The sequence below is a fragment of the Peribacillus sp. NPDC006672 genome, assembly GCF_050274955.1.
Taxonomy (GTDB): Bacteria; Bacillota; Bacilli; order Bacillales; family DSM-1321; genus Peribacillus.
Window position 1 is genome coordinate 228781 of the sequence record NZ_JBNNOR010000008.1, and the last position, 23119, is coordinate 251899.

Consider the following 23119-nt stretch of genomic DNA (forward strand, 5'->3'; position numbering starts at 1 on the left):
AAGTAGTGATGAAAATGGAAAAAGAAGAATTATACCAGCTATCCTTTCAATTGATTTTATATAGTGGAAATGCTAGAAGCTTTGCAATGGAAGCGATGCAGGAAGCTAAGAAAAAGAATTTTGATTCTGCTCGTTTGAAAATCGCCGAGGCGGAAACGGAATTACTGCAAGCCCATAAATACCAAACTCAATTAATCCATGCAGAGGCGGGCGGGGACCAATTTGATCTTCCCATTCTCCTGGTCCATGCTCAAGACCATTTAATGACGGCGATGACTGTAAAGGATCTGGCAATAGAAATGATCGATTTGCGCGAAGAATTCTTACATGTAAATGTAGTGAAAGAGAGGACTGCTGAATGAGCAAGGGTCTGAAGATTGTCACGATTGGCGGAGGATCGAGCTATACGCCAGAGCTGATCGAAGGTTTCATTAAATATCATGAGGAACTTCCCGTGAGTGAGATTTGGCTCGTGGATATCGAAACGGGAAAGGAAAAGCTTGAAATTGTCGGGGATTTAGCAAGAAGAATGATTGATAAGGCTGGTGTGAATATTGATGTCCATCTTACGCTAGACAGAAAGAAAGCGCTTAAAGGGGCGGATTATGTAACAACCCAGCTGCGAGTTGGCCAGCTTGCAGCAAGGGCTCTTGATGAAAAGATTCCGTTGAAACACGGAGTGATTGGACAGGAGACGAATGGACCAGGCGGGCTTTTCAAGGCTTTTAGAACGATTCCCGTCATTCTGGATATTGCTCGTGAAATGGAGGAATTATGTCCGGATGCATGGTTGATTAACTTCACGAATCCTGCTGGTATGGTAACGGAAGCAGTTCTGCGTCACAGTAATATTTCCAAAATCATCGGCCTTTGCAATGTGCCGATTGGTATGGAACGAGGTGTTGCTGATTTGATGGATGTCGAGCCATCAAGAGTCCGGATTGACTTTGCTGGGTTGAATCATATGGTTTACGGTTTGGATGTATTTGTTGATGGGGAGAGTGTTAAAGATCAAATCATCAAACTGATTACAGATCCAGCTAAAGCCGTCACGATGAAGAATATCCATGCAATGGGCTGGGAGCCGGAATTCCTTAGAGCGTTGAACCTGTTTCCGTGTCCATACCACAACTACTATTATAAAACGGGTGATGTTCTGGCCCAGGAATTGAAGGATGCTGAAAAAGGGGAAACACGTGCTGAGGTCGTTCAAAGACTTGAAGCAGGATTATTCGAGCTTTATAAAGACAAGGATTTGGCCATCAAGCCGCCGCAGCTTGAAGAGCGCGGAGGAGCGTACTACAGTGATGCGGCAGTAAGGTTGATTTGCTCGATGCATACGGATAAACGTGATATACAAGCGGTAAATACCGTCAATCATGGTGCGATTGAAGGCATTCCTTATGGATCTGCGATTGAAACCAGTTGCGTGATAACCAAGGATGGTCCTAAGCCAATCAATGTAGGAGAGCTTCCAGTCGCTGTTCGCGGTTTAATTCAGCAAATCAAATCCTTTGAAAGGGTTGCCATCGAAGCTGCAGTCTCAGGTGACTATGATACTGCGTTGCTTGCCATGACAATTAATCCACTCGTTCCAAGTGATCGGGTTGCGAAACTTATCTTAGACGAAATGCTTGAGGCACATAAAGATTATCTGCCGCAGTTTTTTGGAAAAAAGGAGTTGCAGGATAATTTATCATGATTGAAGTCCTTGTAAATGCAGATGATTTCGGGTTAACTAAAGCGGTGAATTATGGGATTTTGGATAGCCACAAATATGGAATTGTCAATTCAACAACCATCATGATGAATGCGAAAGCAACGGAACATGCGATTGATTTAGCAAAGAAGACACCGTCGTTGAAAGTAGGTATACATTTAGTGCTCACATGGGGAAAACCTTTGTTGAGCGACGTGCCGAGTTTAGTTGACGAATCTGGTTTCTTTAAGAAGCAAGGTGTGGTGTATGAGAACCCTACTCTTATTTCCTTGGGCGAATTGGAGAGGGAGTGGTCAGCACAAATCGAAAGATTCTTGGAATTTGGTCTGATTCCAACTCATTTCGATAGCCATCATCATGTACACGGGATAACAGCGTTTCTACCGGTTATTCAAAAGCTGTCTGATAAATACGGATTGCCAGTGCGTAATGCCGGAATGCACCTGGCTGGGATTCAAACCGTTACAGATGTTTTCCTGGATGACTTTTATGGAGAAATGGTGGTTGAAGATTACTTTCAAAACTTGAAGGGGAGGGTAATTGATGGGGCAAGCGTTGAGATAATGACTCATCCTGCTTATATGGATGAAGAATTGATGGAAGTCTCATCATATAATGATAGGCGCTTACGAGAAACCCGGATTTTGACAAATGCAAAATTACCTGAGGGATTTTCCCTTAGATTCAGCATCAGCCAGGTTAAGAATTGATTTTATAAATGCAGCCCTTATTACAAAAAGGACCATTCATCAAAATGATGAATGGTCCTTTCGAATTCAAGATAGCTTTATCTTAAAATTAATAAGCCAGGCTGAATAGGGCTTTGATGTGTGATAGATAGCGAACATTACTTGCTTCTTTCATCAATGTAGCCGGCAGACCTTTAAGGGAAGTGTTATTGGCCCCAACGGTTGCCACTGCATCCTTACGGCCAAGGCTCGCAAGTGTACCTGAGTTGACAGGTGAAAATTCTTCAAGTTTCTTGCCTTCAAAGGCTGCATATAGGTTGTAGCCAACAAGCTCACCCATTTGCCAAGCATTTTGTGCAGTAGGAGCGTATGGACGGCCGCCTTCTGGAGGGAAAGCAACGGCACTGTCTCCGACAACGAATACGTCATTATGGGATTTGGATTGCAAATACTCATTAACGGTTGCTTTGCCGCGATCCACTTCAAGGCCTGATTCGCCTACGATAGGGAGTGCTGCGACTCCGCCTGTCCAAACAAGCGTATTGGCTTCGATCGTTTGTCCATCTTTCAATTCGATTTGATTTCCTTTAACACCCGTTACAGGCAGACCTGTCAAGAATTCAACGCCGCGTGCTTCCAAGCTGGACATGGCACGTTCAATTAAGTGATCAGGCAGGACCGGAAGGATTTTTGGACCAGCTTCCACAAGCTTGATTTTTAAGTCCTTGAAGTCCACTCCGAATTTTTTGGCGATTTTAGGGAAATGATCCACGATTTCACCAATTAACTCGACGCCAGTCAATCCGCCGCCGCCGATTACGATTGTAGCGTCCGCTTCGTTATTCGTTTGTGCATATTCACGGATGCGATCTTCGATATGTTTGTAAATTTTGTTTGCATCATTAACGGATTTCAAGACCATGCTGTTTTCCTCAAGTCCCGGAATGCCGAAGAATCCTGTTTGGCTTCCCAAAGCAACAACTAGGGCATCATAAGATAAAGTGGAACCATTCGAAAGTTTCACTTCTTTTTTATCGACTGAGAAAGACTCCACTTTTGAAATGGTAAGGTCGATATCTTTTCCTTTGAAAAGTTTTTCCAAAGGAATCGAAACGGCTTGTTCAGAAATAGATCCGCCTGCAAGACGGTGCAATTCGGTGATGATTTGGTGCGTTGGAAATTGATTCACCACTGTAACCTGCACTTCATCCTTATTGTAATATTCACGTACGGATAAAGCAGATAGTAATCCTGCGTAACCCGCGCCTAAGATGACGATTTGTTTTGACATAGTTAATCCCCCGTCCTTACTGATTGAAAGTTTATGAAATTATTTTTGGTTTTTACGTTCTGAAGAGACTTCAAGAAAAGCTTGGGCAAAACGGAAAAGTTTTTGTGCTTGTGGATCTTTCATCATCCTTAACAGACCAAAAAGACCGATCACATCATTATTCACTTCCGCACGATCCTTAGCTTCGATGGCATTAGCCGCAAGCCCTTTCACTGAATCGACTACAGGTGTCGCGATCTCCGAAATGGCGCTGACCGTATCATTTTTCAAAACATCATCAGTCGCAACTGATTGAGCAAAATCATAAGACTTTGTTAAAATATTCACTAACTCAGTCAGTTTTGGTAACTGCTCAACTAAAGTGTTCAAGGATTCCTGAACCTCAGGCTTTAAAAGCTGATCTAGGATATCCAATTGTTCTTGGTTTGCAGAAATATTAAGTGTTTCATGTTCAGGTTTTGAGGCTACATCTACCATATCTAATTCCCCTTTAAACTTAATTATTTTGTTTTATGTGTTTTCCGCCAATACTACTAATCATACGACTCTAATCTCTTAATTTCAAATAAATTTTTTGTGATAGAAATATAATTTTATCGTTATAATTAAGAGTTAGTAGGTGGATTTTTTATTTTATCTTAATATTCTAAAAAAATATCAAGGTTATTGTGGGTATAATACCTTAAATAAAGAAGTTTATTAGAAATGACCTTGTCATTTACTATGGTAGGGGGTGGCTTGAACTTAGATTGTCCAATCAATTAATGACATGAATCTATATAGACATCTATAATTTTACATGTATGTTTGTTTTGTTATAATGTCCATAATCTTTGAATATGCAATGCTTGTATGGTATCCAAGAATATTTTATCTGATTTAGGGTAAATAATATTATCGGAATTGGAGATGATGCCCTTGGTAGAACGCAGGATGTTAAAGATCCGCGGAGAGAATATTGAAATATCTTCCAGGTATAGTGAGAAATATAGTAAATGGAATTGTACTGCTAAACTTCCCAACAGCTCCATAATAGCCTATTGTCGTGATAAGAATAAGCTTCGTGCTGAGACAGTTTCTATGAGCAGATTATTAATTACTTATGATGACTATAAAATTGTATGAGATGTAGAATTAATCCATTAATAAAAAAAGGCGCACAACCTCGAAGATGATGGTTGGGTGCCTTTTTTATTGTATTCAAGATTGTGTATCCCCGTATCGCCAGCATGGAAATAAATATTTTGCAGAACAGGTATTTGGAGATAGCTTTCGTTTAGTCTCGATATCATGCCACCATGCTTATACATTGCAATTTGTTTTTATTTCAATCTAGAATATTAAAACATCTATCCTTAATTGATTCAGTTTGTAGACAAAAGGAGTTTGGAATTAAAACATTCCGAAACCCTTTTTGAAATTCCCTTTGAATTTTGCTCAATATTAAGGATTTTACATTGTGGTCGGCAGCCGCATGAAATGAATAGGCAAACTGTTTTGTTCGTTCATCTTTGACATAGTAGCCACTCTTACGGTCAGTTGTACTTTGTTTAATTTCCTTGGTTTCTTCCTTATTAAGTTTATCCGGTGGAAAAGGTTTTTTATTATGCTTTTCACGGTCTTGATTTATTTCTTCTTGAAGTCGTCCTTGATACGTACGTGTTTCCTTGCGAACGATTTTCTTTTCAAATTTCTGCTTATTCGCACTGGCTTTTACATGTGTAGAATCAACAAATACGTGTTCTGCACTTATTAACTTTCTATCAGCAGCAGTCATTAAGATGCGAAAGAAAATCTGTTCAAATAAGTCTGTATCTTTAATACGGTGCTCATAATTTTTCCCAAACGTTGAAAAATGAGGCACTTTATCATGGAAATCAACGTTCAAATTGTAAGAGCCATAAAAGAGGTCATACCATGGTAGGACCCCTAAAAAAACACCCCGTAAACGTTATTTTGGTGTCTAACATTTACGGGGCAATTCAGAGTTTGTCTACAGTCTACACCAATCCTTAATTGATTATTTTATATTCCTTTTACCCAAAGTCTTAAATAACCCATCAATTTTGATATCTTAAACTCAAACCATCATTTGTATTTATATACAAGCCCCTTCTAGTTTTCCCTTTTGGGACATAAGCTTTCAAATCACCATTTTGCCTTTTTTACGAATTTTTAGTAAAGGGGAAATCACTTTTTTTAAAAAGCTATTTTCTTAAGTGGAGATAATTGCAACAAAATTGTCGAAAAATATATCAGAAAATACTGAAAAGGATAGTAAAATTATGTTAATATATTTAAAAAAGTGTCATTTTTTTAATCTTGAGGAATAATTTGTTTTTCATGAATCTCCATTGAAAAAATCGTTTAGATTGTAATGGGGTCCAAGTTCCATTTGGCTAAGGGAATCTAAAAAACCTTGCCTTTTTATTACAGCAATCAGCAAGTGAATATGGCTTACAGAATAAGATCATCTGGTGGTGAATTGATTTTGTATGTTGCTACAATAATCTGAAATGGAGTTGATAGAATGGTGAATATTACTGGATATGGTAAAGCGACACAAGAAGTAGTGAATAATTTTGAGGAATTTGTGGGTTTTGAAATCCCTGCAGATTATAAACAATTTCTCCTTAAAAATAATGGCGGCACAACTGCGGTGAAAAACAGTAGGTTTTATGTAGATGCATTAGACACACTCGTTTGCTTAAATGTACTTTATGGATTAGATCTTCAGGATAAAGAACTGGATTTACAGAAATGCCATGAAGAAAACAGAGAAGACTTACATAAGAATTGCATTATAATAGGTAATGATACGTGTGCAGGTAAAATTTTGCTGATAAATAACGAAGAGGAAAAGGGAGTGTACTTCTGGGATCAGGGGTGGTATTCGGATCCATCAGGCCAGGATGAAAATATTTATAAAGTTGCAGAGAGTTTTCAATCTTTCATTGAGGGATTGAAAATCCCGGAGGAAATCTAATTTTATTTGAATCCCCTTGATTGGCTCAGGCCATTCAAGGTTTTTTATTGTAAATTCAAAATGGGACGGAAATTAGCGTGATAGTAAGGATTGTTATTTTAAAGAGGAGGAAAAGATGTATAAAATCTTATTGGTTGAAGACGATGTCAAGATAGCTGGGATCTTGGTCAATTATTTAGAAAGGTATGGGTATGAGGTTTTTGAAGTAAAGCAATTGGACCAAGTCTTTGCGGAGTTTCAAGACATAAGGCCGGATTTGGTTTTATTGGATATTAATCTTCCATATTATGATGGTTTCCATTGGTGCCGACTAATGAGGACGGTTTCAAAGGTTCCCATCATATTTACATCTGCAAGGACAGATGAAATGAATCAAGTCATGGCCATTGAATATGGGGGAGATGATTATTTAACAAAACCGTTTCATTTGGAAGTGGTGCTAGCGAAAATAAAGAGTGTCCTTCGCAGGGTTTATGGTGAATATGCAGAAATATCTTCATTCCACCATCAAGTAAAGAAAATGGACGGATTAACCCTTTATACGGAAAAAGCGATGATTGAATTTCAACACAATCAGGTAACGTTAACTCAAAATGAGTTAAAATTATTGAGTTGTTTACTACGACAGTATGACACCATTGTCTCCCGTGAAGATTTACTTGAAGCCCTATGGAATGATGATTCATTTGTTGATGACAATACTTTGACTGTCAATGTCACTAGAGTGCGGAGAAAACTTGAGGATATTGGCGTGAAGCAGGCCATTACGACCAGCAGGGGAAAAGGATATCGACTTAAAATAGTGCAAGGTGAAGTAACGTGAAGCTAAAATCCTACATAAAAGACCGTCTTTATTTTATATTTTATACCGTTCTATTGGGGAGCCTGCTTATTATTGCTTATGCATTAGCAGTCCTTGAAGCGGGGAATCACATATCGATTTCCAATATCATCTATTTATTAATTCTTGCGTTGTTTACGATGTTACTATTTTTAGCGATCGATTACATAAGGCATTACCGTTTTCTTAATCAGTTAGTAAGGTTGAAGCTAGAACCGAGCTTGACGTTTGAATTTGTCGATGCCTTTAGGGATCCCCTTTCAAATGAACAAAAGTTGTGGATGGAGCTTTTTCTCCAAATGAACCTGGCAACAAATGAACAATTGCAAGAACAAATCAAACAAAAGGAGCAATATGAGCTGTTGATTCACCAATGGGTTCATCAAATGAAGACACCTGTTTCGGTCATTTCTTTACTGGTTCAAGAAGGGAAAAGGTCATTTTCGAATGAGCAGATGAAAGATTATCTTAAAGAGATTGAAGAAGAAAATGATCGTTTTCACAGAGGGCTGGAAATTATATTGCATGGAGCAAGGCTGCAGCGTTTTTCGGAGGATATAAAATCGGAGCGGGTTGACTTAATTGAACTAGTCAAGCAAGTGATTAACGAGGAAAAGAAACAGTTCATTAAACGGTTCATATATCCCAGGCTTGAAACGGAGCATGAGAGTTTATATGTGCATTCGGATCGTAAGTGGCTCCACTTTGCCATTAGTCAGGTTGTCTTTAATGCACTTAAGTATTCAAGGCAGGGAGAGCATGATAGCATAACGTTCAACATTGTTGAAAAAGAGTCGGAGGTTTTCCTTAGGATATCTGATCAAGGCATTGGAATTGTCCCACATGATGTAAAGCGTGTGTTTGATCCATTTTTTACAGGAGAAAACGGGCGTGCCAAACAAGAGTCAACTGGAATGGGGCTTTATCTAGTGAAGGAAATCGTTAATAGACTTGGGCATGTGGTTACCATTCGATCGGCTGTATCCGAAGGGACTACAGTGGAATTTCTCTTTAGTATAAATACCTTACATGAAAGGTGACAGAATTGTAAGGCTGTTAAAGCGGTATGTAATAAACTTCGATGGGAGCCTCCCGCTTTATTCATTATACTTACGGTAAGAAAGGGAGGTATGCAGGATGTCGATTTTAAATGCGGAGCAATTATCCAAAACATATTTTCAAAAGCAAGGGAATTTATTTCATAAAGCGTTAGATAATTTTAGCATGAATGTACAAAAAGGTGAATTTGTCGGAGTGATGGGCCCCTCAGGCAGCGGGAAGACCACTCTGCTTAACTTAATGGCTACGATTGATAAGCCAACAACGGGGAAAGTCATTCTAAATGATCAAAATCCTGGTGAATTAAGCAATCGTAATCTAGCTTTGTTTCGCAGGAGGGAGATTGGGTTTGTTTTTCAAGACTTTAATCTCCTTGATACACTTACGGTTCGCGAAAATATCCTTCTTCCTTTAGCGTTAGACCATTTTAAACAGCATGAAATGGAAATTAGGGTAAATCAGTTGGCACACCTACTTGGTATAGAAGGAATTTTAGAAAAGCGGACTTATGAAATTTCCGGGGGCCAGCAGCAACGGACGTCTTGTGCAAGAGCGATGATACATGAACCATCCATTATTTTAGCGGATGAACCGACGGGTAATTTGGATTCCAAGTCTGCCAAGCAGGTAATGGATACCCTCAAGACACTTCAGGAGAAAAAGGGTGCAACCATCCTCATGGTCACACATGACCCGACTGCTGCGAGCTTCTGTGACCGGATTCTATTCATTAAGGATGGCAAGTTCTTTTCGGAGGTTCATACTGGAGGGGAAAGACAAAGTTTCTATCGTAGGATTTTAGATACGTTAAGTGTTTTGGGGGGAGTCTATCATGAACATCCGGCTTCTCGCTAAGAGAAATATCCAAGGAAATGCCCAACGTTATCTTGCTTATTTTTTCAGTATTGTCCTTTCTGTTTCAATCTTTTTTATTTATGCATCATTCATCTTTCACCCCGATGTTGTCCATACGAATATCCCTGGGGGACAGCTTATTAGTAGGGGGCTCATTGCAGCTGAAATAGTGATCATCATATTTTCAGTTTTTTTTATCGCATATTCGAATGCCGCATTCATACAGCCGCGAAAAAAAGAGTTTGGTTTGCTCACACTACTTGGAATGTCAAAATCCCAACTAAGAAAACTGATTTACCTGGAGCAAACGATTGTTTCGCTCCTATCGATCATGATTGGGGTAGGATTGGGTTTTTTGTTCTCAAAGCTATTCTTAATGATAGTTTCTTGGTTATTGGCTGTAGAGCAACCATTATCGTTTGTCTTTGTCCCTAAGGCTTTCGTTTATACGATTGTTGGTTTCATTTTGTTATTCCAGATATTATCGCTCCTTTCATTGTCTCGCATTGGAAATGCGGAGGTAGTCGATTTACTAAAAGATAAACAAAAACCAAAAAAGAGGCCCTTCGTTTCAAAGTGGTTAGTTGCACTATCAGCAATTTGCTTAAGTATTTCTTATTATTTGGCAGTCACGATGTCATTGAATAATTCATATATTCGAGTATTGCCCATTTTATTTTTCGTACTGATCGGCACTTATTTTTTATTCAGCCAAAGTATTGTCGCTCTATGCAGCAGGCTTTATCGGAAGAAGAAAAGTTTATATGATGGAACGAATTTAATTACGCAAACAAACCTGATCTTCAATATTAAGGATTATTCCAGGTTATTCTTTTTAACCTCGATCATTACGGCCGTCATTCTGACAGCTGCAGGAACACTTTTCATGTTCAGTGCAGATTTAAAGAAGCAAGGGATGGATAACATTCCACAATCAATTGGCTGGGTTGAAAATGACGCTTCAATTTATTCCGTCATTGAACCATCCGAAGTAGAGAAAACCTTAAAAGAAGATGGGTTCAAGATCCTTTACAAAATAAATATGAAGGGTGTGCCCATTACCCACATGGTTCCCCATATGAGAACGGGAGAAGCCAATGAAAATAGGTCATTATTAATTTCGGAAAGTGATTATAACAAAGCGGCTGCATTGCGAAAACTAGATCCGGCAAAGTTATCTGGAAAAGAAGCGTTATATATTTTTCCTTATGGAGGAATGGAATATCAATTCGTACAAAAGGGCGAACAAAAGGAGCTTCACTATGGTAAACAGATCATACAGGTAACAATGACGGATCAGCGTAATCAATCCATGATCGCCCCGATCCAATCAGCAACAACTCTTATGGTGGTCGACGATCAGCTGTTTAATGAAATAACTGCTGATGTGCCTTTAAAAGAGATGATGAGAGTACGAGGGTATGAAATTAAAGATTGGGAAGATTCAATAGAAACATCTGAGAAAATCGAAAAAATGTCTAACAATCCTGACCATCATCAATTGCAAACAAGAGCTCCGCTTTATCATAAAATGAAACAGGGGAGCATATTGATACTATTTATCGGCTTATTTGTCAGTTTATTATTCTTTATCGTCCAAGGGAGCATGATGTATCTGCGAGTTTTTACGAATTTAGAAGATAAAAAAATCCAAATTCATGCCCTTCACCGATTGGGCCTAACAAAAAAAGAGATACGGAAAATTTTAAGTGCGGAAATACGGATCCTCTTTTTTGCTCCTTTTGTGATTGGGATGATTCATGCCATAGTAGCCTACGTTTCATTAAGCAATTTATTGGGCTCCAATTTGTTTGGCTATTCGGTTATGGTCATCGGTACATATTTTCTTTTTCAAATGCTATATTATCAAGTAACTAAAAGAATGTATGAGCGGGCAGTCATTAATACCATTAAATAAGCTATCATATGTAAATGGAATCAGGGAACAGGCTCTGATTCCATTTTTCAATTAAGGAAAACCTACTCTTGAATTAACGTTTTACTTTAATGATAAATCAGTTAAAAAGTACTATTGAAATGGATTAATTCATTTTTTCGTGGTATCTGAATGAAATATATGAAATTTTGTTGAGATATTATAGATTAAATCTTTACATTCTTGTAATATTTTCATATAAAGGGTAAAATTATTTATTTTAAGGCTAATATATTGAAATCAGATCTGTTCCTTTTTTCGTGTTCTTATATAAAGTTATATTAATATAATAAATATATGGTGATAAATTGTTTTGTTGGAAATATTTAATGGTTGATTTAGCGTAAATTGAAATTTAAATAGTTATTGGGTCAAAAAAGAAGTGGATAATATGTAAATTACTTGATTAATTATAGTCCTGTATGCCTGTGGTTATCGTGGATTTTTGATTCTTTTCTATTACTTTTTCCCTTTATATAGTAAACTCATAAAAGGTTCGTTAACTTTTAGCTGCTAGAGACGAGGTAAGTTTAATCCTATGAAAAATAAAAAGTTAAGGGCATTTCTTTATTTGACCATTCTTTTATTAATTGTTTTCATTCTTCTAAATATGTTTTCTACTTATTTAAGCATTAAAAATTCTGTGCAAAAATCCGTTGCTAATCAAAACTTGGTAACTGCCAGGTCTATTGCCGACTCAATGGATATAGAGGCCTATCAGCGATTTCTTGATAACCAAGTAAATAGCCGGGAATATAAAGATATAAAAGCTTATTTAGAGGATGCTCGTGAAAAAATCGGAGCATTGTATGTTTATACCATCATGGTTGATAACCCGAAAGTATCTAAAGCTATGATTACCGGATTTTCTAAAGATCATAAAGGGGATTTTCCTATCGGTGGTGTATGTACTGTTCCCTCGAAGCAGGTTGAACAGGCGTATGAAGGTAAAAGCTTTATTACCGGGATTCTGGAAGATCCGGAGTATGGGGAGTATTTGACTGTCGGAGTGCCAATGAAAAATCAAGATGGCACCATTATTGGTTTTTTGGGCATTGATGTGAGTGCAGAGGATATTAATGCCATTAACGGAAAAGTATTGAAAAGCAGCATCGCTATCCTTGTTTATAACGGGGGATTTGTCATCATGTTGCTATTTACCTTTTTTGTCATTCAAAAATGGTATCAAAAAGAACTGACACGTGAAGTGGGGGATACGGAAGATACATATCAATCGGAATTTCAATCGCTTATTGCTTCAGTCCGCTCATTAAGGCATGATTTTTCCAATCATATTCAGGTGATACATGGACTGCTTAAATTAGGGGAGAACGCAAAAGCACTCGATTATTTAACCGGCCTGTCAAAAGAAGTGCATTCGATAGAATCGATGCAATTGGATGTGATTCATCCGGGCTTATCTGTCCTGTTGGAGACAAAAAGGCTATCGGCACAGAATTATAACATCGATATGGAGATTGATGTTTCACCCAAATCTTTCAATCGGGTCAAAACAATCGATTTGATAAAGTTATTATCCAATGTTATCGATAATGCAATTGAAGCAACAATTGAATTGCCCGAGCAAGAACGCCGAATGAATATTGCATGTAAAGCTGATGATGAAAAGTATACGTTTATGGTCACGAACACTGGGCCAATTATTTCCGCATTAGATCAGGAGAATATATTCACCAGCGGATTTTCAACCAAAAAGGCACAAAAGGGTAAAGTTCGCGGCCAAGGATTGTTCATCGTTAAAGACTTAGTGAACAGATATGATGGAGAGATTCATGTACAATCCACTGAAAAAGAAACGACCGTTACGATGATGATACCCGTAAATGGAAGAATGTGCTGAACTGTAAATCAAAGGGAAGCGCAATAATGATAAAAAAGGTATGATTCCTCAAAATGCAGAAGGAATCATACCTTTTTTTAGTTATTTTCTAATTTGTTGGATGGCCTTTATCATGCTTATTTTTCTCCACAAGTCCCAGCCGGTTTCACTATAACTTGGCTAATGCGGCAAATGGAGCTGGGAACTTCATCTGTATTATAAAGCTGATTTATATGAAAAAAAGAAGGCATAATGGTCACTATTGAATGTGAATAAAGGAATTTCAAGATGACGATTATTCCAGGAAAAGAGGTGAATAAAAGAATCTGAATTGGACATAATGGGTAGATGTTTAGCTGCTTTCATCGAGATTATGATAAGATAGGAAAAAATCATATAAGGCAGTGAGAATGTGAAACAACAAAAAGGAAAACTTCTCGTTATCATTGGACCGACTGCTGTTGGAAAGACTAAGATGAGCATCGAGATGGCAAAGTTATTTAATGGTGAAATTATCAGCGGAGATTCGATGCAGGTTTATAAAGGGATGGATATTGGGACTGCAAAAATCAAAAGGGAAGAAACAGAAGGGATTCCTCATTATTTAATTGATATTAAGGACCCTGATGAACCATTTAGTGCAGCAGAGTTCCAGGAGCGCGCTAATACTTGTATAGGGGATATCCAGAGCAGAGGTAAACTCCCTATTATCGTCGGTGGAACAGGATTATACATACAATCGGTCATTTATGATTATCAATTTTCGGAAGCGCCATCAGACCCTGTTTATAGGGATGGACTCGAAAAACAGGTAAGGGAGTTTGGGATCGATCCTGTTTTTGAACAATTACGCATCGTTGACCCAGAAAGCGCGAATCGGATTCATCCTAATAATGTTAGAAGGGTGATCAGGGCACTTGAGATTTATCATTGTACAGGTAAAACGATGAGTGAGCAGCTGAATGAACAACCTACTGAATTTAAATATGATACATGCATCATTGGGCTGACAATGGAACGTGAAAAGTTGTACCGCCGCATCGATCAACGTGTTGATGGGATGGTAGAAGAAGGGCTGATTCAAGAGGTAGAGTCCTTTCACGAAAAAGGTTTGAGGGATTGCCAATCAATCCAGGCTATAGGCTATAAAGAAATCTATGATTTTTTTGATGGAAAAGCTTCATTGGATGAAGCAGTTGAGACTTTAAAGCAAAACTCCCGTAGATACGCAAAAAGGCAATTGACTTGGTTTCGAAATAAAATGGATGTAAATTGGTTTAATATGACCGATCTCGAGGGTTTTTCAAAAAAAATACATGAAATATCTGGGTTTATAGCAGGAAAGCTTTTCAATGAAGGCGAATACATAAATTTAGAGAGAAAAGAGGAGGACTAATACATGAAACAATCAGTAAATATTCAAGATCAGTTTCTTAATCAATTACGAAAAGATGGTACGTATGTGACGGTATTTTTATTAAACGGGTTCCAGATTAGAGGACAAGTAAAAGGGTTCGATAATTTTACCGTTTTATTTGAATCAGAGGGCAAACAGCAGTTAGTCTATAAACATGCGATTTCTACATTTGCTCCACAACGTAATGTTCAGATTGATTACGAAGTGAAGGAATAATCATATATATGAATGTGAAAAACAGGTTCGCTTATAGCGACCTGTTTTTTTGTATGCACGGTACGTTTCTTTTTCAAAGAATCGATAATTTTACGTACCTGTTTTGAATATATATAAGGGACGGATTATTTTCCGGGAAACCGCAGGAAATGACATTCCCTTATATTAATTGGTGAATGGGAATGAAACTTGTCGAAAAAAACCTCTTAGGAAAAAATCCTGTCAGAATAAGTCGCCGTTAGAAAAGGAATATGGCTAATTAAACTGAAATCTTTGGTATTCACGAAAAGAAATAATGAATTTTCCGATGGGTAAGTTTTGGCGATGTTACATATGCCTATTACCATCATAAATCTAATGGAAATTGTGGAGTCAGGGGTCCAAGATGGAGAGGTGAATGCATTGGAACAACCGATCCGTATGAAAAATAACGGGCAAATCAATATTGTGTTTAATGCGGAAAACAGAAAAGCGCTACAAAAGGATCTACCGATAAAAGAAATTTTGGTGCAAGAAATCCCCCAACAGCATGTAGCGTTGAAAGAGATTGAAGATGACCTGAAATCGCTGGTCGGAATGGAAGAAATGAAACGGATGATAAAAGAAATATATGCCTGGATTTACATCAATAAACAACGTGAGGCAAAGGGGCTGAAGACTGGCCGGCAAGCGCTGCATATGATGTTTAAAGGAAATCCCGGAACTGGGAAAACAACTGTTGCACGTTTAATCGGTAAGTTGTTTCAAAAAATGAATGTACTATCGAAAGGGCATTTAATTGAAGCGGAGAGGGCAGATTTGGTCGGGGAATACATTGGTCATACTGCCCAAAAAACAAGGGATTTAATTAAAAAGGCCATTGGCGGAATCTTATTTATTGATGAAGCCTATTCCTTGGGAAGGGGCGGCGAAAAGGATTTTGGTAAAGAAGCCATAGATACGCTTGTCAAGCATATGGAGGATCGTCAACACGAATTCATTTTGATCCTTGCTGGATATTCAAGGGAAATGGATTATTTCCTTAGCTTAAATCCTGGCCTTCATTCCAGGTTCCCGCTTGTTGTTGACTTTCCGGATTATACGATTGATCAGTTAATGGAAATAGCCGATCGGATGCTGCAGGAAAGGGAATATCTAATGAATCGGGAGGCCGAAAGGAAATTAAAAGAACATTTAATCATATTACGTTCATTCCGGGGGCCTATTTCATTTTCTAACGGACGTTATATCCGAAATGTTCTTGAAAAGTCGATTAGGGCACAGGCGATGCGGCTTTTACTGGAGGATTCGTTTGAGAAAGCCGATTTACTGACCCTAACCAGCCAAGATTTGATTTTTGAGGATGATGAGAAAGAATGACATGGAAAAGCCCACCAAAATGGCGGGCTTTTCAAATTTATGTCTTAGGCACCCATTTTTTATTAGGGAGATGCCAATTATTAGTGTAAGAAAGGACTCGCAATATCGTAATGACAGCGAAGAGCGAATAAAACTGCCAAGACTGGGATAATACACCACTGCCTAAAGCTAAGCCTGCAATGATGGCCCATACTACGTAGATTTCTTTTCTGAAGACCAATGGTTTTCTTCCGGCAAGTACGTCACGAAGTATCCCGCCGCCGCATCCGGTTAATGCAGCAGATACAATGATGGCACTTATTGGATGATTAAGTTCCACGGCATACATTGCGCCTTGGATGGCAAAGGCAGAAAGGCCAATGGCATCACTGAGGTTTCCCCATCTGTCCCAATGCCTTGAAAGGTTTGCAGGAAATACAAAAACGATGGTGATGGATACGATAGCGATGGCAAAATAGAAACTTTGATCCCATAACGTTGAAACGGGGACACCAATCAGCAGGTTCCGGATTGCCCCTCCGCCAAAAGCGGTTATGATTCCTAAAATATAAACTCCTAAAATATCATACTCTTCTTCCATGGCAATGATGGTTCCGCTAATGGCGAATGCAATCGTACCTATGAAGCTTAATACTTCCCATGTCATATGAATTCCCTCTATGTCTTTTCGATTTTGATGGTAAAGTCAAATTTGATTTTAGCATGTTATCGGAATTTTTAAAACGGTTAAAAGCTTTGTTTTCAGAAAATTTTTATATAGCCAATTTTTTTGTTATGATTAACTGAAATCTTCAAGAAGGTGGTGCATGATTTGGAAGAATCATCAAAGGAAATGGCCGTGTTGATTGGGTGTCAAACAACAGAGCCTACTGAACGTTTTGAATATTCACTCGATGAGCTGGCTTCATTGGCGAAGACGGCAAATGGTAAGGTGTTAATGACCATCACCCAGAAAAGGGAAAGCGTCGATCCAACTACATATATAGGAAAAGGAAAAGTGGAGGAGCTTCGAAATTTGGAAGAGGAGCTTGAGCCGGATTTATTTATCTTTAATGATGAACTATCCCCGAGCCAGATTCGGAACCTTTCGAAACAATTGGAGGCAAGGATCATTGACCGGACACAGCTTATATTAGATATATTTGCTCAGCGGGCGCGTTCCAGGGAAGGGAAGCTGCAGGTTGAACTTGCTCAGCTCCAATATTTATTACCGCGTTTGGTCGGACAGGGGACCGCAATGTCCAGGCTTGGAGGCGGAATCGGCACCAGGGGCCCTGGAGAAACGAAGCTGGAAAGCGACCGTCGTCACATTCGTGGGAAAATAGATGAAATCAAGCAACAATTAAGTGGCATTGTCAAGCATCGTGAACGCTATCGTGATAGAAGGAAACGTAATAAGACCTTTCAAATTGCCCTCGTGGGATACACGAATGCAGGCAAATCGACGCTGTTCAACCGTTTGACGGAGGCGGATTCATTCGAAGAGAATCAGTTGTTCGCTACACTGGATCCCATGACACGAAAAGCCATTCTTCCCAGCGGATTTACCGTGCTGCTGACGGATACGGTAGGATTCATTCAAGATTTGCCGACATCTTTAATCGCCGCATTCCGCTCGACTCTGGAAGAAGTGAAAGAAGCTGACCTATTGCTCCATGTGGTCGATTCCTCAAGTACAGATTACTTTAATCATCAGAAAACGGTGCAGGATTTGCTAAATGACTTAGAAGTGCCTTCCATTCCACAGTTAACGTTGTATAATAAGAAAGATCGGATTCATGCTGATTTTGTAAGGTCATCAAGTCATGATTCATTAATGATAAGTGCCTATGAACAATCGGACTTGAATCAAATCATGGAAGAAATTGAAAAATACGTGATTGAAGAAATGGTCCCGTATTATGTTTTCCTGCCGTCGAGTGAGGGTAAACTATTATCACAGCTGAAAAATGAAACCATATTGCGCACTCTCTCCTTTAATGAAGAATCGGAAAGATATGAATGCAAAGGTTTTTGTCTAGCTGATCATCCATTAACCGGGCAGCTTGAGAAATATTCATTATAAAGGGGAAGTTTGATGTATCAGCAGTTAACAAATGGAGAAGTGTTGAAAAACATTGCGCAGGAAGTGGAAGCAATGATTTCTCCGTTACATAAGCAAGTGGACGAACGAATTGAAGAAAATCAATTTCGTGTATTACAAAGTTATCAAGCACATAGGGTGAGTGATTCCCATTTCATCCCGACAACTGGGTATGGATATGATGATATGGGGCGCGATACGCTTGAATTGATATATGCAGAGGTTTTTGGTGCGGAAGCTGGATTGGTGCGCCCGCAAATTATTTCAGGCACACACGCCATCTCCACTGCTCTGTTCGGCATATTGCGCCCGGGTGATGAATTGTTATACATAACTGGAAAGCCCTATGATACTTTGGAAGAGATTGTTGGTATCAGGGGATCGGGGATTGGATCTTTGCGCGATTTTCAAATCAGCTATAAGGCCGTTCCATTAGCGGAAGCGGGATCCGTTGATTTCGAAGCCGTTAAACAAGCCATTCAACCAAATACGAAGATGATCGGTATACAACGGTCAAAAGGGTATGCTACACGCCCTTCCTTTACGATTGAAGAGATTAAGGAAATGATTTCCTTTGTTAAAGCCATTAACCCGGAAATCGTCGTGTTCGTGGACAATTGTTATGGAGAGTTTGTTGAAACACAAGAACCATGTCATGTTGGAGCCGATTTAATGGCTGGTTCGCTGATTAAAAACCCCGGTGGCGGGATAGTGAAAACCGGTGGATATATTGTTGGGAAAAAGGCCCTTGTTGAAGCTTGCTCTTATCGATTAACATCACCTGGAATAGGGGCTGAAGCAGGTGCTTCGCTTTATAGTCTGCAGGAAATGTACCAAGGTTTCTTCCTTGCACCACATGTCGTGGGCCAAGCTGTAAAAGGAGCCATGTTCACTGCGGCCTTTTTGGGAAAAATCGGTATGAATACGTATCCTAGATGGGATGCGAAGCGCACAGATTTGATTCAATCTGTCCAGTTTGATGACCGGGATAAAATGGTTGCCTTTTGTCAGGCCATCCAATATGCATCGCCAATCAATTCACATGTGACACCATATCCTGCATATATGCCAGGATATGAAGATGATGTAATCATGGCTGCGGGCACCTTTATACAGGGAGCAAGCATTGAACTGACGGCAGATGGTCCAACAAGGGCTCCGTATGTTGCCTACGTTCAAGGCGGCTTGACCTATGCCCATGTTAAAATAGCAGTATTGACCGCTGTGAATGCGTTAATGGATAAAAAACTAATCCAATTGTAAATGAGAATATGTTAGATACGTAATGGGAATCCAAATCAATTGGATTCCTGCCAAAAACAATAGTCGTAATATTTGAGTAGTTACAAATCATTAAACTCTTCCGAAAAAAAGATGTTACAAAATGTAACATGAGATTGACATGTTTAATAACATGTTATATGATTATTTTAAGATAAACAAAAGGAGGATGCTAAGAATGAGCGGCAACAACATTCGGCGTTCGATGCCTCTTTTTTCCATCGGAATCGTCATGCAGCTAACTGAGTTGTCTGCACGCCAAATTCGGTATTACGAAGAGCATCAACTTATTACTCCTATGAGAACAGATGGAAATCGTCGGGTTTTTTCTTTAAACGATATCGATCGACTGCTTGAGATTAAAGACTTAATCGAACAAGGAGTCAATCTGGCCGGCATAAAAAAAATTTTCACTGTAAAGGAACAGAATTTACCTAAGACTCAAGATTTAGAACAAGCGGATAAAATAAGACATGACCTTAGTGATGAGGAGCTTCGCAAGCTTCTGCGTACCGAGCTTTTACAAGGAAGTAAGCATCGAACATCACTTCGACAAGGGGATATGTCTCGTTTTTTTCAATAAAAAATATGATTTATGAATGATTATTAGGGGGAATAAAAATTGGCAAAGTTCACACGTGAAGACATCACTCGTTTAGCGAAAGAAGAAAATGTTAAGTACATTCGTTTACAGTTTACTGACATTTTAGGGACGATTAAAAACGTTGAAATCCCAGTCAGTCAATTGGAAAAAGCACTTGATAATAAAATGATGTTTGACGGATCTTCCATTGAAGGTTTTGTTCGTATCGAAGAGTCTGATATGTACCTATATCCTGATTTAAATACATGGGTTATCTTCCCTTGGACTTCCGAAAAAGGTAAAGTCGCACGTTTGATCTGTGATATTTACAATACGGATGGAACACCTTTTGATGGGGATCCCCGTGCTAACCTAAAACGTGTTCTTGCAGAAGCAAGAGAAATGGGCTTCACAGATTTCAATCTTGGACCTGAGCCTGAATTCTTCTTATTCAAACTGGACGCTGCAGGTGAGCCTACTCTAGAATTGAATGATAAAGGCGGATACTTTGACCTTGCACCTACTGACCTAGGAGAAAACTGCCGTCGTGATATCGTTCTTGAGCTTGAAGAAATGGGATTTGAAATTGAAGCATCCCACCATGAAGTAGCTCCAGGACAACATGAAATTGACTTTAAATATGCGGATGCAATCTCAGCATGTGATAACATCCAAACATTTAAATTGGTTGTAAAGACGATTGCGCGTAAACATGGTTTACACGCAACATTCATGCCAAAGCCATTGTTCGGTGTTAATGGATCTGGTATGCACTGTAACGTTTCATTATTCAAAGGAAAACAAAATGCATTTTATGATACAGAAGGAAAATTGGAATTAAGTAAAACAGCTGAGCAATTTATCGCAGGTATCATTAAGCATGCTCCAAGCTTCACTGCGGTAACAAACCCTACTGTTAACTCATATAAACGTTTAGTTCCTGGTTACGAAGCTCCTTGTTATGTTGCATGGTCTGCTAAAAACCGCAGCCCATTAATTCGTATCCCAGCTTCACGCGGAGTGAGTACTCGCGTAGAGGTACGTAGTGTCGATCCAGCAGCAAACCCATACCTGGCACTTGCTGTTATACTGAAAGCTGGTCTTGACGGCATCAAAAACGACTTGACTCCTCCAGCTCCGGTTGATCGCAACATCTATGTTATGAATAAAGAAGAACGTGAAGAAGTAGGCATCGTTGATCTTCCAGCTACTTTATATGCTGCATTGGAAACATTAAAAGCTGATGAAGTTATCAAATCAGCACTAGGTGAACACTTACTTGAACACTTCATCGAAGCAAAAGAAATCGAGTGGGATATGTTCCGCACACAAGTTCACCCATGGGAACGCGAACAATATATGTCAATGTATTAATAGTTTCAAAGCCTTGGTATTACTGAGTTTCTCAGTTACCAAGGCTTTTTTTTATTTTTATAAAATGAAAGGGAACTGGCTGGCTGACCACATTTTGACCACATTTCATATTCAATTAAGCATAATTCATGTAGTTAGAATATCCATCAACACTTTTTTCTTCGAGTTTCTTTGACATGTGAGCATAGACATCTGCTGTTGTTTGTATTGATTTATGTCCTAAGCGTTCCTGCACATCTTTTAAACTGGCTCCAGATTCTAGAAGTAAAACAGCGTGGGTATGTCGTAAACCGTGAATGGTTATATGTTTTGTAATTCCTGCTTTTCTACAAATGCGAATAAAGGCCCTGTGTAAGGTGGATTTTGAATAGGGGAGGCCATTCCCGCGTTCGAAAACAAGATTAGTTTCTCTATGATACCTTTCTGTCAATTTCAGTTTTATTTCCTTTTGCTTAATGACATGACGTGTTAACAGAGTAGTAAGACTTTCATCAATTAAAACTTTTCTATAAGATGTTTCAGTTTTAGGTGGACCGAACATTTTATCAATATCCAAAACATCATAATTTAAAGTTTTGTAGATTTTAATTTTATTATCAGTGAAATCTAAATCCAGTACCTGGAGAGCTAAAGCTTCACCTTTTCTTAAACCAGTATCGATTAGTGTTTTAAATAAAATAAAATAGCTCCAATTTTCTTTTAAAGCTGCCTCTAAAAATCTAATTACTTCTTCTTTGGTTAGATATTCTAAATCATCATCTTCTTTTATTTGGTTTATTGTCTTATTAGGAATAATAACTCCAGAACAAGAGTTTTTAGATAACATTTCAAGAGAAACGGCTTTATTCATCGCGTTAGAAAGAGTAGTGTGGATGATTTCTACGGTTCTTTTACTATGTTCTTGATCAGCGAGTTTATTAACGATTTTTTGATAAATGGTTGGAGTTAGATCTTTTATTTTCATATGACCAATTAACGGAAGGATTTTTTTTTTGGACATTTCGCTCATGAAGCCTGTAAGTATTTTCTTTCACTGCGTTTTTTTTATAAGTGATTAACCAATCAAGCAAGTAATCTTTAAATAGAATATCTTTGTTATAAGCCTGTCCGTTATTTATATTAATGTCTTTAAGGGCTTCCTGTACCTTAAAAGCAGCTTCTTTTTTTGTATCTGCACGTCGTATAATTTGAGTTCTTTTACCAGTAGCCGGATTGCGAGGACCGTCAGTACACTTCCATTTGTAGCCCTGTTTATTTTTAGCAGGGAGTTTTTGATAGTAAGCCACAACGATTCACATCCTTTAATTTTTAGCCGGAAATCATTGACTTGACCAAGAAACATTTGATAAATACGAGATATTAACGTCAAAAGGCATTCAAACACGTTATATAGAGGCGATTGTCCGGAGAAAGTCTGTTACTCTTCACGAAGAATTTTTGCTGATAGATTATCGCGAACATATCGGCTCTAGTAAAATTTCAATTTCTCTAGTTAATGCAGACAATCAAGAAGTTAATGTAAACATTAATGATAAAACAAACATAGTAAATGGTGACATTAATCCCCAAAGTAAAGGAAAGGAAAGGAA

Annotated in this window: 21 protein-coding genes and 1 pseudogene; 16 read left to right on the forward strand and 6 right to left on the reverse strand. The window is 38.5% G+C overall.

Features of this window, described 5'->3' with window-relative positions; genetic code table 11:
- The first annotated feature begins 14 nt into the window (after nucleotides 1-14).
- The 3 genes from ACQKKK_RS15310 to chbG are packed head-to-tail and all read left to right on the forward strand — an operon-like array spanning nucleotide 15 to nucleotide 2430.
- Nucleotides 15-362, forward strand: coding sequence for a PTS lactose/cellobiose transporter subunit IIA (locus tag ACQKKK_RS15310; RefSeq protein ID WP_427617007.1), 348 nt, complete (start codon nucleotides 15-17; stop codon nucleotides 360-362).
- Nucleotides 359-1702, forward strand: coding sequence for a 6-phospho-beta-glucosidase (locus ACQKKK_RS15315; protein ID WP_427617009.1), 1344 nt, complete (start codon nucleotides 359-361; stop codon nucleotides 1700-1702). The genes ACQKKK_RS15310 and ACQKKK_RS15315 overlap by 4 nt, the downstream gene beginning before the upstream one ends.
- The gene (gene chbG, locus ACQKKK_RS15320; RefSeq protein ID WP_427617011.1) at nucleotides 1699-2430 is read left to right on the forward strand and encodes a chitin disaccharide deacetylase; all 732 of its coding nucleotides are present in this window, start codon (nucleotides 1699-1701) and stop codon (nucleotides 2428-2430) included. The genes ACQKKK_RS15315 and chbG overlap by 4 nt, the downstream gene beginning before the upstream one ends.
- An 88-nt stretch (nucleotides 2431-2518) precedes the next feature.
- On the opposite strand, the gene ACQKKK_RS15325 is transcribed toward chbG, so the two are convergent.
- From ACQKKK_RS15325 to ACQKKK_RS15335, 3 genes and pseudogenes are all read right to left on the reverse strand, one after another.
- Nucleotides 2519-3700: an NAD(P)/FAD-dependent oxidoreductase gene (locus tag ACQKKK_RS15325; protein WP_427617013.1), complete on the reverse strand. Its 1182-nt coding sequence runs from the start codon at nucleotides 3698-3700 to the stop codon at nucleotides 2519-2521.
- Between the two features lie 39 nt (nucleotides 3701-3739).
- The gene (locus ACQKKK_RS15330) at nucleotides 3740-4177 is read right to left on the reverse strand and encodes a DUF1641 domain-containing protein (RefSeq protein ID WP_427617015.1); all 438 of its coding nucleotides are present in this window, start codon (nucleotides 4175-4177) and stop codon (nucleotides 3740-3742) included.
- Between the two features lie 952 nt (nucleotides 4178-5129).
- Nucleotides 5130-5588: pseudogene (locus tag ACQKKK_RS15335) on the reverse strand (IS5/IS1182 family transposase); the annotation flags it as partial.
- Between the two features lie 642 nt (nucleotides 5589-6230).
- Here ACQKKK_RS15335 and ACQKKK_RS15340 point away from each other — a divergent pair.
- The 9 genes from ACQKKK_RS15340 (at nucleotide 6231) to spoVK (ending at nucleotide 16209) form a co-directional block, all read left to right on the forward strand.
- Nucleotides 6231-6686, forward strand: coding sequence for an SMI1/KNR4 family protein (locus ACQKKK_RS15340; RefSeq protein WP_427617017.1), 456 nt, complete (start codon nucleotides 6231-6233; stop codon nucleotides 6684-6686).
- Between the two features lie 115 nt (nucleotides 6687-6801).
- Entirely contained in the window at nucleotides 6802-7509 is a 708-nt protein-coding gene (locus tag ACQKKK_RS15345; RefSeq protein ID WP_427617019.1) for a response regulator transcription factor, read from the forward strand.
- On the forward strand, nucleotides 7506-8567 hold the full coding sequence (locus tag ACQKKK_RS15350; protein ID WP_427617021.1) for a sensor histidine kinase: 1062 nt from the start codon (nucleotides 7506-7508) through the stop codon (nucleotides 8565-8567). The genes ACQKKK_RS15345 and ACQKKK_RS15350 overlap by 4 nt, the downstream gene beginning before the upstream one ends.
- 97 nt (nucleotides 8568-8664) lie before the next feature.
- Nucleotides 8665-9441, forward strand: coding sequence for an ABC transporter ATP-binding protein (locus ACQKKK_RS15355; protein WP_427617022.1), 777 nt, complete (start codon nucleotides 8665-8667; stop codon nucleotides 9439-9441).
- Nucleotides 9419-11359, forward strand: coding sequence for an ABC transporter permease (locus ACQKKK_RS15360; RefSeq protein ID WP_427617024.1), 1941 nt, complete (start codon nucleotides 9419-9421; stop codon nucleotides 11357-11359). The genes ACQKKK_RS15355 and ACQKKK_RS15360 overlap by 23 nt, the downstream gene beginning before the upstream one ends.
- 556 nt (nucleotides 11360-11915) lie before the next feature.
- The gene (locus ACQKKK_RS15365) at nucleotides 11916-13238 is read left to right on the forward strand and encodes a sensor histidine kinase (protein WP_427617026.1); all 1323 of its coding nucleotides are present in this window, start codon (nucleotides 11916-11918) and stop codon (nucleotides 13236-13238) included.
- A 454-nt stretch (nucleotides 13239-13692) separates the two neighbouring features.
- The gene (miaA, locus tag ACQKKK_RS15370; protein WP_427617070.1) at nucleotides 13693-14613 is read left to right on the forward strand and encodes a tRNA (adenosine(37)-N6)-dimethylallyltransferase MiaA; all 921 of its coding nucleotides are present in this window, start codon (nucleotides 13693-13695) and stop codon (nucleotides 14611-14613) included.
- A 3-nt stretch (nucleotides 14614-14616) separates the two neighbouring features.
- Entirely contained in the window at nucleotides 14617-14850 is a 234-nt protein-coding gene (hfq, locus tag ACQKKK_RS15375) for an RNA chaperone Hfq (protein ID WP_034313436.1), read from the forward strand.
- Between the two features lie 402 nt (nucleotides 14851-15252).
- The gene (gene spoVK, locus ACQKKK_RS15380; protein WP_427617071.1) at nucleotides 15253-16209 is read left to right on the forward strand and encodes a stage V sporulation protein K; all 957 of its coding nucleotides are present in this window, start codon (nucleotides 15253-15255) and stop codon (nucleotides 16207-16209) included.
- A gap of 37 nt (nucleotides 16210-16246) precedes the next feature.
- Here the strand turns inward: spoVK and ACQKKK_RS15385 are convergent, their stop codons facing one another.
- Complete coding sequence (locus tag ACQKKK_RS15385; RefSeq protein ID WP_427617028.1) at nucleotides 16247-16855, reverse strand: trimeric intracellular cation channel family protein; 609 nt, start codon at nucleotides 16853-16855, stop codon at nucleotides 16247-16249.
- 186 nt (nucleotides 16856-17041) lie between these two features.
- On the opposite strand from ACQKKK_RS15385, the gene hflX reads away from it, so the two are divergent.
- The 4 genes from hflX (at nucleotide 17042) to glnA (ending at nucleotide 21530) form a co-directional block, all read left to right on the forward strand.
- Complete coding sequence (gene hflX, locus ACQKKK_RS15390; protein WP_427617072.1) at nucleotides 17042-18274, forward strand: GTPase HflX; 1233 nt, start codon at nucleotides 17042-17044, stop codon at nucleotides 18272-18274.
- A gap of 12 nt (nucleotides 18275-18286) precedes the next feature.
- The gene (locus tag ACQKKK_RS15395) at nucleotides 18287-19555 is read left to right on the forward strand and encodes an aminotransferase class I/II-fold pyridoxal phosphate-dependent enzyme (protein ID WP_427617030.1); all 1269 of its coding nucleotides are present in this window, start codon (nucleotides 18287-18289) and stop codon (nucleotides 19553-19555) included.
- 196 nt (nucleotides 19556-19751) lie between these two features.
- Complete coding sequence (locus ACQKKK_RS15400) at nucleotides 19752-20156, forward strand: MerR family transcriptional regulator (RefSeq protein ID WP_427617032.1); 405 nt, start codon at nucleotides 19752-19754, stop codon at nucleotides 20154-20156.
- A 39-nt stretch (nucleotides 20157-20195) separates the two neighbouring features.
- Nucleotides 20196-21530: a type I glutamate--ammonia ligase gene (gene glnA / locus ACQKKK_RS15405; protein ID WP_427617034.1), complete on the forward strand. Its 1335-nt coding sequence runs from the start codon at nucleotides 20196-20198 to the stop codon at nucleotides 21528-21530.
- 115 nt (nucleotides 21531-21645) lie between these two features.
- Here glnA and ACQKKK_RS15410 read toward each other — a convergent pair whose 3' ends face one another.
- Both ACQKKK_RS15410 and ACQKKK_RS15415 read right to left on the reverse strand, forming a co-directional pair.
- Complete coding sequence (locus tag ACQKKK_RS15410; protein WP_427617036.1) at nucleotides 21646-22494, reverse strand: tyrosine-type recombinase/integrase; 849 nt, start codon at nucleotides 22492-22494, stop codon at nucleotides 21646-21648.
- Nucleotides 22448-22816, reverse strand: a complete 369-nt coding sequence (locus ACQKKK_RS15415; protein ID WP_427617038.1) for a hypothetical protein — start codon at nucleotides 22814-22816, stop codon at nucleotides 22448-22450. The genes ACQKKK_RS15410 and ACQKKK_RS15415 overlap by 47 nt, the downstream gene beginning before the upstream one ends.
- Nucleotides 22817-23119 lie beyond the last annotated feature (303 nt).

What these genes read in the sequence shown, in the direction of transcription:
- ACQKKK_RS15355 (WP_427617022.1), top strand. Translation starts at nt 8,665, where the DNA reads ATGTCGATTTTAAATGCGGAGCAATTATCCAAAACATATTTTCAAAAG.
- ACQKKK_RS15410 (WP_427617036.1), bottom strand. Translation starts at nt 22,494, where the DNA reads ATGAAAATAAAAGATCTAACTCCAACCATTTATCAAAAAATCGTTAAT.
- hfq (WP_034313436.1), top strand. Translation starts at nt 14,617, where the DNA reads ATGAAACAATCAGTAAATATTCAAGATCAGTTTCTTAATCAATTACGA.
- ACQKKK_RS15325 (WP_427617013.1), bottom strand. Translation starts at nt 3,700, where the DNA reads ATGTCAAAACAAATCGTCATCTTAGGCGCGGGTTACGCAGGATTACTA.
- ACQKKK_RS15310 (WP_427617007.1), top strand. Translation starts at nt 15, where the DNA reads ATGGAAAAAGAAGAATTATACCAGCTATCCTTTCAATTGATTTTATAT.
- ACQKKK_RS15315 (WP_427617009.1), top strand. Translation starts at nt 359, where the DNA reads ATGAGCAAGGGTCTGAAGATTGTCACGATTGGCGGAGGATCGAGCTAT.
- ACQKKK_RS15400 (WP_427617032.1), top strand. Translation starts at nt 19,752, where the DNA reads ATGAGCGGCAACAACATTCGGCGTTCGATGCCTCTTTTTTCCATCGGA.
- miaA (WP_427617070.1), top strand. Translation starts at nt 13,693, where the DNA reads ATGAGCATCGAGATGGCAAAGTTATTTAATGGTGAAATTATCAGCGGA.
- ACQKKK_RS15345 (WP_427617019.1), top strand. Translation starts at nt 6,802, where the DNA reads ATGTATAAAATCTTATTGGTTGAAGACGATGTCAAGATAGCTGGGATC.
- hflX (WP_427617072.1), top strand. Translation starts at nt 17,042, where the DNA reads ATGGCCGTGTTGATTGGGTGTCAAACAACAGAGCCTACTGAACGTTTT.
- ACQKKK_RS15330 (WP_427617015.1), bottom strand. Translation starts at nt 4,177, where the DNA reads ATGGTAGATGTAGCCTCAAAACCTGAACATGAAACACTTAATATTTCT.
- ACQKKK_RS15360 (WP_427617024.1), top strand. Translation starts at nt 9,419, where the DNA reads ATGAACATCCGGCTTCTCGCTAAGAGAAATATCCAAGGAAATGCCCAA.
- chbG (WP_427617011.1), top strand. Translation starts at nt 1,699, where the DNA reads ATGATTGAAGTCCTTGTAAATGCAGATGATTTCGGGTTAACTAAAGCG.
- ACQKKK_RS15340 (WP_427617017.1), top strand. Translation starts at nt 6,231, where the DNA reads ATGGTGAATATTACTGGATATGGTAAAGCGACACAAGAAGTAGTGAAT.
- ACQKKK_RS15395 (WP_427617030.1), top strand. Translation starts at nt 18,287, where the DNA reads ATGTATCAGCAGTTAACAAATGGAGAAGTGTTGAAAAACATTGCGCAG.
- ACQKKK_RS15365 (WP_427617026.1), top strand. Translation starts at nt 11,916, where the DNA reads ATGAAAAATAAAAAGTTAAGGGCATTTCTTTATTTGACCATTCTTTTA.
- ACQKKK_RS15385 (WP_427617028.1), bottom strand. Translation starts at nt 16,855, where the DNA reads ATGACATGGGAAGTATTAAGCTTCATAGGTACGATTGCATTCGCCATT.